The 14,854-nt window shown below is 69.3% G+C and carries 13 protein-coding genes; 2 read left to right on the forward strand and 11 right to left on the reverse strand.

From position 1 onward, the window contains the following. Nucleotides 1–121 precede the first annotated feature (121 nt). Both hisS and ACZ7IB_RS19705 read right to left on the reverse strand, forming a co-directional pair. Complete coding sequence (gene hisS / locus ACZ7IB_RS19700) at nucleotides 122–1,384, reverse strand: histidine--tRNA ligase (RefSeq protein WP_402001696.1); 1,263 nt, start codon at nucleotides 1,382–1,384, stop codon at nucleotides 122–124. 13 nt (nucleotides 1,385–1,397) lie between these two features. Continuing rightward, entirely contained in the window at nucleotides 1,398–2,084 is a 687-nt protein-coding gene (locus tag ACZ7IB_RS19705; RefSeq protein ID WP_470913970.1) for an MBL fold metallo-hydrolase, read from the reverse strand. A 149-nt stretch (nucleotides 2,085–2,233) separates the two neighbouring features. On the opposite strand from ACZ7IB_RS19705, the gene ACZ7IB_RS19710 reads away from it, so the two are divergent. Together ACZ7IB_RS19710 and ACZ7IB_RS19715 are read left to right on the forward strand one after the other, a co-directional pair. Further along, nucleotides 2,234–3,022 (forward strand): peptidylprolyl isomerase, encoded by a 789-nt coding sequence (locus ACZ7IB_RS19710; RefSeq protein ID WP_470913972.1) that lies wholly within the window; start codon nucleotides 2,234–2,236, stop codon nucleotides 3,020–3,022. A gap of 194 nt (nucleotides 3,023–3,216) precedes the next feature. Beyond that, a complete protein-coding gene (locus tag ACZ7IB_RS19715; RefSeq protein ID WP_470913974.1) occupies nucleotides 3,217–4,446 on the forward strand; it encodes a DUF349 domain-containing protein in 1,230 nt (409 codons plus the stop codon). A 98-nt stretch (nucleotides 4,447–4,544) separates the two neighbouring features. Here ACZ7IB_RS19715 and ACZ7IB_RS19720 read toward each other — a convergent pair whose 3' ends face one another. The 9 genes from ACZ7IB_RS19720 to ACZ7IB_RS19760 form a co-directional block, all read right to left on the reverse strand. Further along, a complete protein-coding gene (locus tag ACZ7IB_RS19720; RefSeq protein ID WP_470913976.1) occupies nucleotides 4,545–7,109 on the reverse strand; it encodes a RelA/SpoT family protein in 2,565 nt (854 codons plus the stop codon). A gap of 295 nt (nucleotides 7,110–7,404) precedes the next feature. After that, nucleotides 7,405–7,956 (reverse strand): adenine phosphoribosyltransferase, encoded by a 552-nt coding sequence (locus tag ACZ7IB_RS19725; RefSeq protein ID WP_470913978.1) that lies wholly within the window; start codon nucleotides 7,954–7,956, stop codon nucleotides 7,405–7,407. Continuing rightward, the gene (gene secF / locus ACZ7IB_RS19730; RefSeq protein WP_470913980.1) at nucleotides 7,953–9,056 is read right to left on the reverse strand and encodes a protein translocase subunit SecF; all 1,104 of its coding nucleotides are present in this window, start codon (nucleotides 9,054–9,056) and stop codon (nucleotides 7,953–7,955) included. Before secF ends, ACZ7IB_RS19725 begins: the two co-directional genes overlap by 4 nt. Nucleotide 9,057: 1 nt before the next feature. Then, nucleotides 9,058–10,797 carry a protein translocase subunit SecD gene (secD, locus tag ACZ7IB_RS19735; protein WP_470913982.1) on the reverse strand — a complete coding sequence of 580 codons (1,740 nt, stop codon included), beginning with the start codon at nucleotides 10,795–10,797 and terminating at the stop codon, nucleotides 9,058–9,060. 146 nt (nucleotides 10,798–10,943) lie between these two features. Next, entirely contained in the window at nucleotides 10,944–11,429 is a 486-nt protein-coding gene (yajC, locus tag ACZ7IB_RS19740) for a preprotein translocase subunit YajC (protein WP_470913984.1), read from the reverse strand. A gap of 164 nt (nucleotides 11,430–11,593) precedes the next feature. Continuing rightward, entirely contained in the window at nucleotides 11,594–12,655 is a 1,062-nt protein-coding gene (gene ruvB / locus ACZ7IB_RS19745) for a Holliday junction branch migration DNA helicase RuvB (RefSeq protein WP_189276039.1), read from the reverse strand. A gap of 83 nt (nucleotides 12,656–12,738) precedes the next feature. After that, nucleotides 12,739–13,365 carry a Holliday junction branch migration protein RuvA gene (gene ruvA, locus ACZ7IB_RS19750; protein WP_470913987.1) on the reverse strand — a complete coding sequence of 209 codons (627 nt, stop codon included), beginning with the start codon at nucleotides 13,363–13,365 and terminating at the stop codon, nucleotides 12,739–12,741. Then, nucleotides 13,362–13,937, reverse strand: coding sequence for a crossover junction endodeoxyribonuclease RuvC (gene ruvC / locus ACZ7IB_RS19755; protein WP_470913990.1), 576 nt, complete (start codon nucleotides 13,935–13,937; stop codon nucleotides 13,362–13,364). The genes ruvA and ruvC overlap by 4 nt, the downstream gene beginning before the upstream one ends. A 124-nt stretch (nucleotides 13,938–14,061) precedes the next feature. Continuing rightward, nucleotides 14,062–14,814: a YebC/PmpR family DNA-binding transcriptional regulator gene (locus ACZ7IB_RS19760; RefSeq protein ID WP_266363104.1), complete on the reverse strand. Its 753-nt coding sequence runs from the start codon at nucleotides 14,812–14,814 to the stop codon at nucleotides 14,062–14,064. Nucleotides 14,815–14,854: the final 40 nt, after the last annotated feature.

Consider the following 14,854-nt stretch of genomic DNA (forward strand, 5'->3'; position numbering starts at 1 on the left):
TTGCTTTCTTCCTGCTGGGCGAGGCATACACCTGCCCTGCCGGGGGGGCCTTTGTTCCCCCCCCCCCCCCCCCCCCCCCCTTTTCCCCTCCCCCCCCCCCCCCCCCCCCCCCCGGGAGGCTCTAGGCCAGGCGCCCGCGGATCGCCTCGGCCACGTCCGGCAGGGGTACCGCCGTCTGCTCGCCGGACTCCATGTCCTTGAGCTGGACGACGCCCTCGGCCAGGTCCCGCTCGCCCGCGACGATCGTGAACCGCGCCCCCGACCGGTTCGCACTCTTCATCGCACCCTTGAGGCCGCGGTTTCCGTACGCGAAGTCCGCCGCCACACCCTCGCGGCGCAGCTGCGTGACGATCCCGAACAGCACCCGCCGGGCCTCTTCGCCGAGCGGTACCGCGAAGACGCTGGTGGCCGCAGGCAGTTCGAGCTCGATGCCCTCCGCCTCCAGCGCGAGCACCGTACGGTCCACGCCGAGCGCCCAGCCGACCGACGGAAGCGCCGGGCCGCCGATCATCTCGGAGAGGCCGTCGTAGCGGCCGCCGCCGCCCACCGCGGACTGCGAGCCGAGTCCGTCGTGGACGAACTCGAAGGTGGTGCGGGTGTAGTAGTCGAGGCCGCGGACCAGCTTCTCGTCGTCCTCGTACACCACACCTGCCGCGGAGAGCAGGTCGCGCACCTCCTCGTGGTACGCCTTGCAGGCGTCGCACAGATAGTCGCGCAATACCGGGGCGCCGGTCAGCTGCTTCTGCACCTCGGGCCGCTTGTCGTCGAGGACCCGGAGGGGGTTGATCTCGATGCGGCGACGGGTCTCCTCGTCCAGGTCGAGCTCGCGCAGGAAGCCCTGGAGCGCGTCCCGGTAGACAGGGCGGCACTCCTTGTCGCCCAGCGAGTTGAGCAGGATACGGAAGTTCTGCAGCCCCAGCGTGCGGTACGCCTGATCGGCCAGGATGATCAGTTCGGCGTCCAGCGCCGGGTCCTCGGCACCGATCGCCTCGGCACCGACCTGCGAGAAGTGCCGGTAGCGGCCCTTCTGCGGGCGCTCGTAGCGGTAGTACGAGCCGGAGTACCAGAGCTTCACGGGCAGATTGCCGAGCTTGTGGAGGTTGGCCTCCAACGCGGCGCGCAGGACGGACGCGGTGCCCTCGGGGCGCAGCGCCAGCTGGGAGCCGCCCTTGGTCGTGAGGGTGTACATCTCCTTGGTCACGATGTCGGTGGACTCACCGACACCGCGCGAGAAGAGGGCGACGTCCTCGAAGCCGGGCGTCTCGATGTAGCCGTAGCCGGAGTTCTTCAGGGGTGCGGCGATCGCCTCTCGCACCGCGAGGTACTTCGCGGAGTCGGGCGGGGTCAGGTCGTACGTGCCCTTGGGGGCCTTGAAGGTGCTCACGGAATTTCTCTCGTCACATTCCTCGTCGGGGCGCGTCCATACCGTGCAGATACGGATTCGAGGCGCGCTCGCGGCCGATGGTGGTCTGGGGGCCGTGGCCGGACAGCACCACGGTCGAGTCGTCGAGCGGCAGGCACACACGGGCCAGCGACTCGAGCAGCTCGGCGTGGTCGCCGCCGGGCAGGTCGGTGCGTCCGACGGAGCCGGCAAAGAGCAGGTCGCCCGAGAAGAGGATCTGCGGAACATCCGCGGCCTCGGGCAACCTGAACGTCACCGACCCCTTGGTATGGCCGGGCGCATGCGCGACACCGAATTCCAGACCGGCCAGCTTCAGCCGGGCGCCGTCACTCAGTTCCTTGACGTCGTCCGGCTCCCCCACCGTCAGCTCACCCATGAGCGGCATCCCGATGGAGCGGCCGAGGGCCTTCTCCGGGTCGCTCATCATGTACCGGTCCTCCGGGTGGATCCAGGCAGGGACGTCGTGCGCGCCGCACACCGGGACGACCGAGGCGACATGGTCGATGTGGCCGTGGGTCAGTACGACGGCGACGGGCTTCAGCCGATGCTTCTTCAGCGCTTCCTCGACTCCGGATGCGGCCTGATGGCCCGGGTCGATGATCACGCACTCCTCGCCTGCGGCCGGGGCGACCAGGTAACAGTTGGTCCCCCAGGCCCCGGCGGGGAACCCGGCAATGAGCACGATCGTCCTTAATGGTCGTCCGACGGTGGATTGCGACTGAGAAGGTCGCAGCAGTTCAGAGCCTACCGGCGCTCCTCATTCCACAGCTAACCCATATACGGTACGGGGCAGCCCAGGCCTCATCACACGACCTACAAGGAGATCACCCGGTGGTCAGCAGCGATCAGCGGCGGCGGCAGCTCGCCAGGGAGAAGTTCGAGCGGCAGCAGCAGCGCCGGGAGGAGGCCCGCCGCAAGACAAGGCGTCTGACGGTCGTCATCACGTCCGTGGTGGCCGTGGCGGCGATCGTCGGGGTGGGCTCGTATCTCGCCCTCGACGGCGACGGCAAGAAGGACAAGAGCGACGCGGCCGCGAGCGCGAGCCCGTCGGCCTCACCGTCGGCGAGCGAGAGCAGCGTGCCCGAGCCCGCGCTGAAGATCGACAAAAAGGCGAAGTACGCGATGTCGCTCAAGACGAGCCAGGGCGACATCGCGTTCACGATGGACGCGGCGAAGACGCCGCACACCACGAACTCCTTCAAGTCGCTGGCCGACAAGGGCTTCTTCGACGGTACGAAGTGTCACCGGCTGACCACGCAGGGCATTTTCGTCCTGCAGTGCGGTGACCCCAAGGGCGACGGCACGGGCGGCCCCGGCTACACGATCCCGGACGAGAACCTGACCGCGCTGGGCAAGGCGGGCAAGGACGGCACGGTGACCTATCCGGCGGGCACGGTGGCGATGGCGAACACCGGCCAGGCGCACACCGGTGGCAGCCAGTTCTTCCTCGTGTACAAGGACAGCAAACTGCCGCCCGCCTACACCCCGTTCGGCACGATGGACGATGCCTCGCTGAAGGCGGTCAAGGACATCGGTGCGGCGGGTGTGGCCGGCGGTGCGGCCGACGGTGCGCCGAAGAAGGCCGTGAACATCTCGAAGGCCGCTGTCGACAAGTCGTGACGCGGCCGGACCGGGCCGGCCGGTGGTGACGACGAAGGGCGGGCCGGATTATTTTCGGCCGCGCTGAGTGCGGACAGCCGGGCGGCCGGTCGCCTAGATTGGCGTTGTGCAGGGCGGGCGCTGCCCGCCCCAGGAAACTGTGGACGATGCCAGGGGGGCGAACCCTCTCGCAGGCATCAGGTGGAGGAGGCGCTGTGAGCAGCGACCCGTGGGGCCGCGTCGATGAGACGGGCACCGTGTACGTGCGTACAGCCGATGGCGAGCAGGTCGTCGGATCGTGGCAGGCGGGTTCCCCCGAGGAGGCTCTGGCCTACTTCGAGCGCAAGTACGAGGGCATTGTGGTCGAGATCGGCCTCCTCGAACGGCGGGTGAAGACCACCGACCTGTCGGCCAAGGACGCCACGACCGCCATCGAGCATCTGCGCCTGCAGGTGGACGAGCATCACGCCGTCGGTGACCTCGACGCGCTGCGCAAGCGACTCGACGCGCTGGTCGCGACGGTCGACTCGCGGCGCGAGGAGCGCAAGGCCCAGAAGGCGAAGCAGACCGACGAGGCGAAGCACGCCAAGGAGGCGCTGGTCGCCGAGGCCGAGGAGCTGGCGCAGAGCGAGCAGTGGCGCTCCGCGGGCGAGCGCCTCCGTGCGCTCGTCGACACGTGGAAAGGCCTGCCGCGGCTCGACCGCAAGTCCGACGACGAGCTGTGGCACCGCTTCTCGCACGCCCGCTCGGCGTTCTCCAAGCGCCGCAAGGCCCACTTCGCCTCGCTGGATGCCCAGCGCGAGGAGGCCCGCAAGGCCAAGGAGAAGCTGGTCGTGGAGGCCGAGTCGCTCTCCGGCTCCACGGACTGGGGAGCGACGGCCGCCCGTTATCGCGACCTGATGACGGAGTGGAAGGCTGCGGGCCGCGCCCAGCGCGAGGCCGAGGACGATCTGTGGAACCGCTTCCGTGGTGCTCAGGACGTCTTCTTCGCCGCCCGCGGCGAGATCTTCGCCGAGCGGGACGCGGAGCAGGGCGAGAACCTCAAGCTCAAGGAGGATCTCGCGGTCGAGGCCGAGAAGCTGGTGCCGGTGCAGGACCTGAAGGCGGCCAGGGCCGCGTTCAGGGCCATCAACGAGCGCTGGGAGGCCATCGGCCATGTGCCGCGTGACGCCCGCCCGAAGGTCGAGGGGCGGATGCACGCGGTGGAGCGGGCGCTCCAGGAGGCTGAGGAGTCGGAGTGGCGCCGGACGAACCCGGAGGCGCGTGCGCGCGCCGCGGGTCTGACCGGTCAGCTGCAGGCGGCCGTGGACAAGCTGCGTACGCAGATCGACACGGCCCGCGCCTCGGGCAACAACGCCCGGGCCGACAAGCTGGCCAAGGAGCTCGAAGGCCGGCAGGCGCTGCTGGACCAGGCGCTGAAGGGCCTGGAGGAGTTCGGCGGCTGAAAACAGCACCTGCTGTGCTGACCAGCTGTGACAAGGCCCCCTGTGCGCGTCCCTCGGGACGGGCACAGGGGGCCTCTCGTATGCGCGGGGTCCGTCGGTCAGGGCCTGCGGGCCGAAGTGACGCGGTAGACGTCGTAGACGCCCTCCACGCCCCGTACCGCCTTCAGCACGTGTCCGAGGTGCTTCGGGTCGCCCATCTCGAAGGTGAAACGCGAGGTGGCCACCCGGTCCCGGGAGGTCTGGACGGCCGCCGACAGGATGTTGACGTGCTGGTCGGACAGGACGCGCGTGACGTCCGAGAGCAGCCGCGACCGGTCCAGGGCCTCGACCTGGATGGCGACCAGGAAGACCGAGGACTGGGTGGGCGCCCACTCGACCTCCAGGATCCGCTCCGGCTGCTGCGACAACGAGTCGACGTTGACGCAGTCGGCGCGGTGCACGGAGACGCCGCTGCCGCGGGTGACGAAGCCGATGATCGGGTCGCCGGGGACCGGCGTACAGCAACGGGCCAGTTTGACCCAGACGTCCTCGACGCCCTTGACGACCACACCCGGATCGGCGTTGGAGCGGCGCTTGTGGCGGCTGCGCGAGGGCGGCGCGCTCTCCGCGAGGTCCTCGTTGGCGGCGTCCTCGCCGCCGAGCGCCTGCACCAGCTTCTGCACGACGCCCGCGGCCGCGACATGGCCCTCGCCGATCGCCGCATACAGCGACGAGATGTCGGGGTAGCGCATCTCATGGGCGAGCGTGACCAGCGAGTCGCCGGTCAGGATCCGCTGGATCGGCAGATTCTGCTTGCGCATGGCGCGCGCGATGGCGTCCTTGCCCTGCTCGATCGCCTCGTCGCGACGCTCCTTGGAGAACCAGGCGCGGATCTTGTTGCGGGCCCGGGGCGACTTGACGAAGCCCAGCCAGTCCCGGGAGGGTCCGGCGCCGGCCGCCTTGGAGGTGAAGACCTCCACCAGATCGCCGTTGTCAAGGGTCGATTCGAGCGGTACGAGCCGCCCGTTGACCCGTGCTCCTATGGTCCGGTGGCCGACCTCCGTGTGCACGGCGTACGCGAAGTCCACCGGCGTCGCACCCGCGGGGAGCGCTATGACGTCGCCCTTGGGCGTGAAGACGAAGACCTCGTTGCGGGAGAGGTCGAAGCGCAGCGACTCCAGGAATTCGCTGGGGTCCTCGGTCTCCTTCTGCCAGTCCAGGAGCTGGCGCAGCCACGCCATGTCGTTGACGGTGTCCTGACCGCGGCCGGTGTTCTTGGGCACGTCGGTACGCACCTTGGAGGCGCCCGCGACGGCCTCCTGCTTGTACTTCCAGTGCGCGGCGATGCCGTACTCGGCGCGGCGGTGCATGTCGAACGTGCGGATCTGCAGCTCGACGGGCTTGCCGCTGGGACCGATCACCGTGGTGTGCAGCGACTGGTACATGTTGAACTTGGGCATCGCGATGTAGTCCTTGAACCGGCCGGGGACCGGATTCCATCGCGCGTGGACGGTGCCGAGAGCCGCGTAACAGTCGCGGACGGTGTCGACGAGGACCCGAATGCCCACCAGGTCGTAGATCTCGGCGAAGTCCCGGCCCCGCACGATCATCTTCTGGTAGACGCTGTAGTAGTGCTTCGGGCGTCCGGTGACGGTGGCCTTGATCCGGGCGGCGCGCAGGTCGGCCTGGACCTCGTCGGTCACTATGGCGAGGTACTCGTCACGCTTGGGCGCCCGCTCGGCGACGAGGCGGACGATCTCGTCGTACATCTTGGGGTAGAGGATCGCGAAGGCGAGGTCCTCCAGCTCCCACTTGATGGTGTTCATGCCCAGGCGGTGTGCCAGTGGGGCATAGATCTCAAGCGTCTCGCGGGCCTTCTTCTCCTGCTTCTCCCGCTTGAGGTAGCGCATGGTGCGCATGTTGTGCAGCCGGTCGGCGAGCTTGATGACGAGGACCCTGGGGTCCTTGGCCATGGCGACGACCATCTTGCGTACGGTCTCGGCCTGTGCGGCCTCGCCGAACTTGACCTTGTCCAGCTTGGTGACACCGTCGACGAGCAGGGCGACCTGGTCGCCGAAGTCGCGGCGCAGCGTGTCCAGGCCGTACTCGGTGTCCTCGACCGTGTCGTGCAGCAGTCCGGCCATCAGCGTCGCCGGGTCCATGCCCAACTCGGCGAGGATCGTCGTGACGGCGAGCGGGTGGGTGATGTACGGGTCGCCGCTCTTGCGCTTCTGGCCGCGGTGCCAGCGCTCGGCGACCTGGTAGGCGCGCTCGATCTGGCGCAGCGTGGACGTCTCGATCTTGGGGTCGTTGCTGCGGACGGCGCGCAGCAGCGGTTCGAGGACCGGGTTGTACGGGCTGGAGCGCTGCACACCGAGGCGGGCGAGCCTGGCCCGTACCCGGTTGGAGGAGCCGCCGGAGCGGGTGGTGGGAGCATGCGGGGTGACCGGCTTCGCAGCGGGCTTCGCCGGGGGCTTCGGCGCGGAGGCGGCCGGGGAGGCCGGCTGAGCGGGCGAGGCGGGCGCGGGCCGCAGCGCCGGGGCACCGGCCCGCTCCGGGCCCGTGCCGGGCTCGGGGGCCGGGGGCTTCGGCTTCTCCGCGGCCTGATTCTTCCCGGGCGCGACTGGGGCCGCCACCGGCTTGTCGGGCTGCGGGGCGGCGACTGGCTGGGCCTCGTCTGGCAAGAGCGCTCCTCGTGCGGATCCGGATACCCCGGAAAGGCCATCGTATCGACCCTGTGGCCGGTCCTCCCCCGGGGACTGTGAGAGCCCTCACAACGCGGGACGGGCACCCGGTTGTTCCCGACTGTCCGTCCTTCGCGCATGAGCCGTTGCCACGTACGGTCCGCTGCTGCTCAGACAGTGATCAGAACCTCCGGAGGTACGACGCCGGCTGCGGGAAGAGCTGACCACATTTCGCGGACGCACAACGGGTGCCCCAGGAAAATCCCTGGGGCACCCGTTTCACGGTCGGCGGTTCTCAGACCTGGCTGAGCGCCTCCAGCGGTGCGCCCGCCAGAGCGGGCTCCAGACGGGCCCGGCCGGCGAGGAACGCGAGCTCCATGAGGACCGCGACGCCCGCGACCTGGGCACCGGCCCGCCGGATGAGTTCCAGCGACGCCTCAGCGGTGCCACCCGTGGCGAGGACGTCGTCGATGACCATGATCCGGTCGTCGGCGCACAGGTCCTCTGCGTGGAGCTCGATCTCCGCGGTGCCGTACTCCAGGTCGTACGCCTGCCGCAGCGTGGCCCTGGGAAGCTTCCCCGCCTTGCGTACGGGAATGAATCCCATCCCCGCCCGGACCGCGACCGGCGCGGCCAGGATGAAGCCGCGCGCCTCCAGGCCGGCGACCTTCGTGGCGCCGTGCCGTACGCACAGCTCCGCGAGGGTGTCGGTGAGGGCCGCGAACGCCGTCGGGTCCGCGAGCAGCGGAGTGATGTCCTTGAACAGCACACCCGGCTTCGGGTAGTCCGGCACGTCGCGGATCCGGCTGAGCAGGAGCTCGCGGGTGCTGTCGGTGGTGCTGGTCATCGACGCTTCCCCGGGGTCCGGCCGTGGCCCCTGGGGGGCTGCTGGCGCTGGCCGACGACCGCGGCGGCGGGGGCGGCGTCCTGCGGGAAGCCGTCGTCCGACGGGTCCTCCTCGGCGGACTCGCCCTTGGCGGCGGCTGCCGCGCGCTTGGCGAGGATCCGCTTCTTCAGGGCCTTCATCTGCGGGTCGCGTTCCTTGAGGTCGGCGACGAGCGGCGTGGCGATGAAGATCGAGGAGTACGCACCGGCGGCGAGACCGACGAAGAGCGCCAGGGAGATGTCGTTCAGCATGCCGGCGCCCAGGACGCCACCACCGATGAACAGCAGACCGGCGACCGGCAGCAGGGCCACCACGGTGGTGTTGATGGAGCGGACCAGTGTGCCGTTGATGGAGCGGTTGGCGATCTCGCTGTACGTCCACCGGGTCTGCTTGGTGATCCCCTTCGTGCCCTCCTTGAGGCTGTCGAAGACGACGACCGTGTCGTAGAGGGAGTAACCGAGGATGGTCAGCAGACCGATCACGGTGCCCGGGGTGACCTCGAAGCCGACCAGGGCGTAGACCCCGACGGTGATGGTGATGTCGTGGATCAGCGCGACCAGGGCCGCGATGGCCATGCGCCACTCGAAGGCGATGGCCAGGTAGATCACCACGAGGACCATGAAGATGCCGAGGCCGGTCCAGGCCTTGTTGGCGATCTGCTCACCCCAGCTGGGGCCGACCAGGTCGGCGGCGATCTTCTCCGCCGGGACGTCGAGGTCCTTGGAGAGCTTGTTCTTGATCTCGTCGGACTTCGCGGTGTCGACCTCGGTGATCTGGATGCGCAGACCACCGTTGCCGAGCTTCTGGACGATTGCCTGGTGGCCGGAGGCCTCCGTGGCCAGGTCCTCCGCCTTGGCGACGGTGACGCTGGTCTTCGGGGTGGTGAAGACCGCGCCGCCCTTGAACTCGATGCCCATGTTCAGGCCGCTGACCGCCAGGCCGACGATGGCCGTGATGGTGATCAGGATCGAGATCCCGTACCAGATCTTGCGCTTGCCGATGAAGTCGTAGCCGACCTCGCCTCGGTAGAGACGGGCGCCGAGAGTGCCGAGTCGCGACATCTCACGCCTCCTTCGGGTCAGTGGGGGCGTTGACACGGCGCGAGCGGCGCAGCGGCGGCTTGGCGCCGAGCCGCTTCGGGTCCAGGCCGGACCACGGGTGACCGCTGGCGAAGAACTTCGTACGGGCCATCAGCGTCATGACGGGCTTGGTGAAGAGGAACACCACGACCACGTCGAGCAGGGTGGTGAGACCCAGCGTGAAGGCGAAGCCCTGGACCTTGCCGACGGTGACCACGAAGAGCACCGCGGCGGCGAGGAACGACACGAAGTCGGAGACCAGGATGGTGCGCCGGGCGCGCGGCCAGGCCCGCTCGACGGCCGGACGGAGCGTGCGGCCCTCGCGGATCTCGTCGCGGACCCTCTCGAAGTACACGATGAAGGAGTCCGCGGTGATACCGATGGCCACGATGGCGCCGCAGACCGCCGGGAGGTTCAGCGCGAAGCCGATGGCCGGGCCGAGCAGCGACATGAGCGTGTAGGTCAGGATGCCGGAGACCAGGAGGCTCAGGAGCGCGATGAGCGCGAGGCCTCGGTAGTAGGCCACCAGGTAGATGACCACCAGGGCCAGACCGATGGCACCGGCGATCAGACCTGCCTGAAGCTGCTCGCCGCCGAGCGCGGCGGTGACCGTGGTGACGCTCTGCTCCTTGAACGAGAGCGGGAGCGCACCGTAGGAGAGCACGTTGGCCAGGTCCTCGGCGGACTGCTGGGTGAAGCTGCCGGAGATCTCGGCGCTGCCGCTGAGCGTCGTGTTCACCTGGGGCGCGGAGACGACCTCGCCGTCCAGGGCGATGGCGAACTGGTTCTGCGGGGACTGCAGCGCGGAGAGCTTCTTGGTGATCGTCTGGAACTGCTTGGAGCCCTGCTTGGTGAACTCCATGTTGACGACCCACATGCCGCGCTGCTGGTCGAAGCCGGCCTTGGCGTTGTCGACCTCGGTGCCGGACACCTCGGACGGGCCGAGGACGTACTTGGCGTCGCCCTCGGAGCTGCATGCGACGACCATGTCGGTGGGCTTGGCCCCCCGTGCGGCCTCGGCGCGGGACGCCTTGCTGGAGCAGTCCAGCGCCGCGAACTGCTTCTGCAGCTTGGCCGCGGCGGCCTCGTCGGCGGCGGACGCGGACGGCGTGGCGTCGGCCTTCGGCGTGGTGCTCGCCTTGGGCGTCGGCGTGGAGTCGGCCTTGAGGGCGCCGGTGACCGCGCGACCCTGGGTGGTGGCGCTCGCGTTCGGCGTCGCCGACGTCTTGCCCTTGTCGGCGGTGGGGGCGCTGGGGCTGCCGGACGGGGTGGGCTTGCCGGACGTCGAGGCGCTGGGCGTCGGGGTGGGCGTGCCCTGGGCGACGGTCAGCACCGGCCGGAAGTAGAGCTTGGCCGTGGTGCCGACCTGCTCCCGGGCCTGGGCGGAATTCGTGCCCTTGGGGATGTTGACGATGATGTTGCTCTTGCCCTGCGTCTGGACCTCGGCCTCGGAGACGCCAAGACCATTGACACGGCGTTCCATGATCTGGACCGCCGTGTCCATGTTGGTCTTGTTGATCGCCGATTCCTGGCCCGGCTCGCTCTTCGCCTCAAGCGTGATGGACGTGCCGCCCGCCAGGTCGATGCCCAGTCGTGGGGTCGGCTGATCGGCCAGGAACATCCCGCCGGTGAGCGCGACCATGGCGATCAGGATCAGAGCCAGGGAACGCCCCGGCCTGCCCTGACCGCCGGCCGGCCCTCGGCTCTTCTTCGGTGCTGCCACCTTCTCGTTTCTCCCTGTCCAACCGCCCCGCGCCGGGTACGCGCCCGAGCGGCCACGAAGTGTAGTGGGGACCCGCCCCCGCAGAAGATCGCACGGTCCGGGGAGTGCCGGATACCGGTGGGCTCACGGCATCCCCGGGTCGTGGGTTACTTCGCGTCGGCCTCGCCGTCGGTCTTGCCCTCGGACTTCTTGTCGGACTCGGCGTCCTTCGGCTCGGCGTCGTCGGCCTCGGCCTTCTTGCCCAGGTCGATCTTGGCGTCGTCCGAGGTGTCCTCGTCGGCGTCGGCCTCGGTCAGCGAGGAGGCGTCGTCCGGCACGACCGCGCCGTCGATGTCGAGGTCGTCATCGCCGTCGCCGTGGACGATGCGGTTGTACTCCGCGTCGTCCAGAACGGCGCCGATGGCGTTCTTGGCGTAGATGGCGTGGACGCCGGGCGCGATCTCAAGGAGAACCGTGTCGTCGTGAAGCTCCTTGACGGTGGCGTACATGCCCCCGATCGTCCGGATGCCGGTGCCGGGCTGCATCTCATTGCGCATCTGGGCAGCGGCCGCCTGCTTCTTCTTGGCGGACCGCGTCATCAGGAACATGGCCCCGATGAGCACGATGAAGGGGAGGAGAGTCACGGGATTCACGGGACGAGTTTCCTTCGCACGACCGCGCTGGAAGGCGGCCTGATCTACGGGGGTGGGTACACCGACCTGTACGGGCGGCATCGGCGGAGTCTAAGCGAGTCCGCATCGATGGAACAACGCCCGGCGTCCCTCGGTGGTTCCTGTCCGGGTGAACCTGTGATGCATCACGCCCCGAACAGGCCCTGTTGTCCCTTTCCGCCGTGCTGGGGAGGTACGAGGCCGAGGTGGGCCCAGGCCGCGGGTGTCGCGACACGCCCCCTCGGCGTCCTGGCCAGCAGTCCTTCCCGTACCAGGAAGGGCTCCGCGACCTCCTCGACCGTCTCGCGCTCCTCGCCCACGGCCACCGCAAGGGTGGACAGCCCGACGGGGCCGCCGCCGAAGAGCTTCAGCAGGGCGCCGAGCACCGCCCGGTCCAGCCTGTCGAGGCCGCGCGCGTCGACCTCGTACACCCCGAGGGCGACGGAGGCGACGGCGCGGTCGATCCGTCCGTCGGCCTTGACCTGGGCGTAGTCCCGGACGCGGCGCAACAGCCGGTTGGCGATGCGCGGGGTGCCGCGGGAACGTCCGGCGATCTCGGAGGCGCCCTCCGCGTCTATCGCCACGTCGAGGAGGCGGGCGGAGCGGTGGATGACGCGTTCCAGCTCCGTGGGGGCGTAGAACTCCATATGGCCGGTGAAGCCGAAACGGTCGCGCAGCGGGGGCGGCAGCAGTCCGGCCCTGGTGGTGGCGCCGACCAGGGTGAAGGGCGGCAGTTCCAGCGGGATGGCGGTGGCTCCGGGGCCCTTGCCGACGATGACATCGACGCGGAAGTCCTCCATCGCCATGTAGAGCATCTCCTCGGCGGGCCGCGACATGCGGTGGATCTCGTCCAGGAAGAGAACTTCGCCCTCCTGGAGTGAGGAGAGAATCGCGGCAAGATCACCCGCATGCTGGATGGCGGGGCCCGAGGTGATCCGGATCGGGGCGCCCATCTCGGCCGCGATGATCATGGAAAGGGTGGTCTTGCCGAGACCGGGGGCGCCGGAGAGCAGGACATGGTCGGCAGTGGCGCCACGGGCCCTGGCCGCCTTGAGGACCAGGTCGAGCTGTTCGCGCACCTTTTCCTGGCCGACGAATTCGTCGAGGTCCTTCGGTCGCAGCGCCGCTTCGACCGCGGTGTCCTCGCCGTCCGCGTCGGCGTCGACGAGGCGCTCGTCGGTGTCGGGTCCGGTCTCGTCCCAGTTCATTCAGTCTGTCCCGCCTCGGGTGTTTCGGTGCCGTGCGGTGCCCGGCCCGGCGTCGGGGTCTCCCCCGGTGTGACGTGCTCCGGTCAGCGCGCGCGGTTGAGGGTCTGCAGCGCGGCGCGCAGCAGCTGCGGCACGGGGGCCTGTCCGCCCTCGGCCAGGGCCGCCTCGGCCTGTGGGGCGACAGCGGTGACCGCTTCGTCGGCCTCGCGGGTGGCGTAGCCGAGACCGATCAGGGCGGCCTGCAGCTGATCGCGCCAGGAGGAGGTGACGGCGGTGCCGATGCCCTGTCGGCCGATGTGGGCGCCGACGGGCTCGCCGAGTCTGTCCTTCAGTTCGAGGAGGAGTTTCTGCGCGCCCTTCTTGCCGATACCGGAGACGGCGGTGAGCGCCTTCTCGTCGCCGCTGGCGACCGCGATCCGCAGGGCGTCCGGACTGTGCGTGGCGAGCATGGCCTGGGCGAGCCGCGGTCCGACTCCGCTGGCGGTCTGGAGCAGCTCGAAGACCTGCCGCTCGTCGTCGTCGGCGAAGCCGTAGAGGGTGAGCGAGTCCTCCCGCACGACGAGGGAGGTGGCCAGCCTGGCCTCCTTGCCGATCCGGAGGCCGGCGAGGGTGTTCGGCGTGCACTGGACGGCCATGCCGATGCCGCCGACCTCGATCACGGCCGTGGTCGGGGCGAGTGCGGCCACGGGGCCGCTGACGAAGGCGATCATCGGGGGACCTTCCGGACGGGAACTGCGGGTGTACGGGGAACGCGTGAGGTGCGAACCGCTGCGGCGGCTGCCGTGTGTGCCTGCTGGAGGCGGTTGACGGCGGGGGCGCGCCAGATGTGGCAGATGGCGAGCGCGAGGGCGTCGGCCGCGTCGGCGGGTTTCGGCGGGGCGTCGAGCCGCAGCAGTCGGGTGACCATGGATCCGACCTGTGCCTTGTCGGCACGGCCGCTGCCGGTGACGGCCGCCTTGACCTCGCTGGGGGTGTGCAGGGCGACCGGTATGCCGCGCCGGGATGCGCAGAGCATGGCGACCGCACTGGCTTGGGCGGTGCCCATCACCGTACGGACGTTGTGCTGGCTGAACACCCGTTCCACGGCGACGAATTCGGGCCGGTGCTCGTCGAGCCATTCCTCGATGCCGCGCTCGATGGCCACCAGCCGGTGGCCGAGCTCCGCATCGGCCGCGGTGCGGACCACTCCGACGCCGAGCATCGTCAGGGGCCGGCCGGCGACGCCTTCGACGACGCCGACACCGCACCGGGTCAGCCCCGGGTCGACGCCGAGTACCCGCATGGGAGGCCCCCTCCGTACCGATCGGTCAACTGTTCCCGCAGGCTATCGGCTCGCACTGACAATGCGACGGGCCGACGGGGTGTGTCCCCGTCGGCCCGTCCGTGAAGGCTGTGCTGAGCGTGGCTCAGGCGTCGACCTTCTCCATGACCTCGTCCGAGACATCGAAGTTGGCGAAGACGTTCTGCACGTCGTCGCTGTCCTCCAGCGCGTCGATCAGCTTGAAGATCTTGCGCGCGCCCTCCTCGTCCAGCTCGACCTGCATGGTGGGCAGGAAGTTGGCCTCGGCGGAGTCGTAGTCGATGCCGGCCTGCTGGAGCGCGGTACGGACCGCGACCATGTCGGTGGCCTCGCTGACGACCTCGTAGGTGTCACCGAGGTCGTTGACCTCCTCGGCGCCCGCGTCGAGCACGGCACCCAGGACGTCGTCCTCGGTCAGCCCGCCCTTGGGGACGATGACGACACCCTTGCGGTTGAAGAGGTACGAGACCGAACCGGGGTCGGCCATCGAACCACCGTTGCGGGTCATCGCGACACGCACGTCGGATGCGGCACGGTTGCGGTTGTCGGTGAGGCACTCGATGAGCACCGCGACACCGTTCGGGCCGTATCCCTCGTACATGATCGTCTGATAGTCGACGCCGCCCGCTTCGAGACCGCCACCGCGCTTGACCGCGGAGTCGATGTTCTTGTTCGGTACGGAGCTCTTCTTCGCCTTCTGGATCGCGTCCACGAGGGTCGGGTTTCCCTCGGGGTCCACACCCCCGGTGCGGGCCGCGACCTCGATGTTCTTGATCAGCTTCGCGAAGAGCTTGCCGCGCTTGGCATCAATCACGGCCTTCTTGTGCTTCGTCGTAGCCCATTTAGAGTGGCCGGACATCTGCCTTCTCCTTCGCGTCACCAAATTCGATCCGAACCCG

The sequence above is a fragment of the Streptomyces sp. NPDC037301 genome (assembly GCF_055602785.1).